The sequence below is a fragment of the Mesorhizobium sp. M7A.F.Ca.US.006.04.2.1 genome (genome assembly GCF_004022915.1).
Lineage (GTDB): Bacteria > Pseudomonadota > Alphaproteobacteria > Rhizobiales > Rhizobiaceae > Mesorhizobium > Mesorhizobium ciceri.
Genome location: NZ_RZQA01000976.1, coordinates 1 through 2,119, shown reverse-complemented (window position 1 = coordinate 2,119; position 2,119 = coordinate 1). Strand labels below are relative to the sequence as shown.

Sequence of the window (2,119 nt, the reverse complement as noted above, 5' to 3'; positions counted from 1 at the left end):
CACCGTTTCTGGTCCATGCCGATTCGGCCGCCGCGGCCGAATCGGCATGGACCAGAAACGGTGCATCTTCCGCGATCTTGCGGCCTTCCGCCGCCAACGCCGCCAATGGCAAGAGAGAACCGCCGACGCTGTCAGGAGGCGCCATGGCGATACGATGGCTGTCCATCGCCGCAAGGTCGGGCAGCTTGCCGTCCCGCGTCAGCAGAACCGAGCGGATGCCGATCGCGCCGTCTGAATCGACCGGAGCCACAAGCGGTTCGATACATAAGCAGCGCTGCGAGGCCGTCGCATATGCGGTGGCCGAATAGATCGCATATTCGATGCGGGCATTGGCCTGCGCCTCGATCAGCGCGGCATAGTTGCGGGCAACGACAAACTCGACCTTCATGCCCAAGGCCTTGGTGTAGGCGTCGGTCAACAGTGCCAGCCCCGGAACGGAGTTGCCGGCGCCTGGCTCGGCAACGATGCCGATGCGAAACGTGCCGATATCGTCGCGCCAGTCGGCATGCGCCGGATTTGACCAGAGCGCGACCTGCGCCAGCATGAGAGCGGCATAAGTCTTCAGCGCAACCCTCATGACAGGAACCACGGTCTGTTGTCCTCGATTCATGCCCATGCCCGGAGCATTTGTGCATATCGCAGCCCAAAACCGCTGCGCACCGTTGGGCGACATGCATCTCTGTTTGTGCATGTCGTTATCCCAAAACCGCTGCGCACTTTTGGGCGACATGCACCAGACTATCACGCCAAGCCGTTGCCGTTTGGTTTCCGAATTGCCAATGAAGTCGCGGAACCCTATGTCTGGTCGGTCAAACTGGCAACAACTCGATGGCACGCGCTTTCCTCTTCGTTCTGGACTCCTTCGGCATCGGTGGAGCGGCCGACGCCGACCGCTACGGCGACGCCGGCGCCAACACATTCGCGCACATCGCAGAAGCCTGTGCAGAGGGCCGCGCGGATCGCGAAGGGCTTCGCAGTGGACCGCTGTTTGTCCCCCAGATGGCCTCGCTCGGGCTTGGCAAGGCTGCCGAAACCGCAACGGGGCTGGGCTTTGCCAGCAGCGGGACGGATCTGCTCCCAACTGCCTTTCACGGCGCCGCACAGGAGGTTTCGAGCGGCAAGGACACGCCGTCGGGCCATTGGGAGATCGCCGGCCTGCCGGTGCGCCTCGACTGGGGCTATTTCCCGGATACGGTTCCCGCCTTTCCGGCCGAACTGACCGAGGCGATGATCCGCGAAGGCAAGGTGCCGGGCATTCTCGGCAATTGCCATGCGCCGGGCACCGAAATCATCGAGCGCTTTGGCGAGGAACACATCCGGACCGGCAAGCCGATCTGCTACACGTCGGTCGACTCGGTCCTGCAAATCGCCGCGCATGAAGTCCATTTCGGCCTCGATCGGCTTTATGAATTCTGCCAGGTGGTGCGCAGGCTGGTTGACCCGCTCAGGATCGGACGGGTGATCGCGCGGCCGTTCGTCGGCGAAACCACCGCCACTTTCGAGCGGACATACAACCGTCATGACTACGCCGTGCCCCCGCCGGAACCGACCCTGCTCGACCGGCTGACGGCGCGTGGCAGCCGTGTCATCGCCGTCGGCAAGATCGGCGACATCTTCGCCCATCGCGGAATTTCGCAAGTGCGCAAGGCGGCAGGCAACATGGCTATGTTCGACGAAGCGCTGGGTGCGATGGATGATGCCGGCGACGGTGACCTCGTCTTCGCCAATTTCGTCGACTTCGACACCGAATTCGGTCACCGCCGCGATGTCGCGGGCTATGCTGCAGCGCTCGAGGCCTTCGACCTGCGGCTGCCGGAGGCATTTGCGAGGCTGCGGCAGGGCGATCTTCTCATCCTGACGGCCGACCACGGCAACGACCCTACCTGGGCCGGGACCGATCACACGCGCGAGCGCGTTCCGGTGATCGGCACTGGACCGGGTCTCAAGGGCGGCGACATCGGACTGAGAACGACATTCGCCGACATCGGCGAAACCGTGGCCGAGCATCTCGGGCTGGCGCCCGGACGCTACGGCACTTCTTTCTATGCGGCGATCGGCGGTCATGCCTGAGTTACCGGAGGTCGAAACCGTCCGGCGCGGACTTCAGCCGGTTCTGGAA

At 63.7% G+C, this 2,119-nt stretch carries 2 protein-coding genes; one reads left to right on the top strand and one right to left on the bottom strand.

Going from position 1 to position 2,119, the window contains the following annotated elements; all coding sequences use genetic code 11:
* Positions 1–577: PhnD/SsuA/transferrin family substrate-binding protein (locus EN925_RS33050; protein WP_164894559.1), on the bottom strand; the 577-nt coding region annotated here is incomplete at its 3' end.
* A gap of 251 nt (positions 578–828) precedes the next feature.
* Here EN925_RS33050 and EN925_RS33045 point away from each other — a divergent pair.
* Positions 829–2,070 (top strand): phosphopentomutase, encoded by a 1,242-nt coding sequence (locus tag EN925_RS33045; protein ID WP_013533691.1) that lies wholly within the window; start codon positions 829–831, stop codon positions 2,068–2,070.
* Positions 2,071–2,119 lie beyond the last annotated feature (49 nt).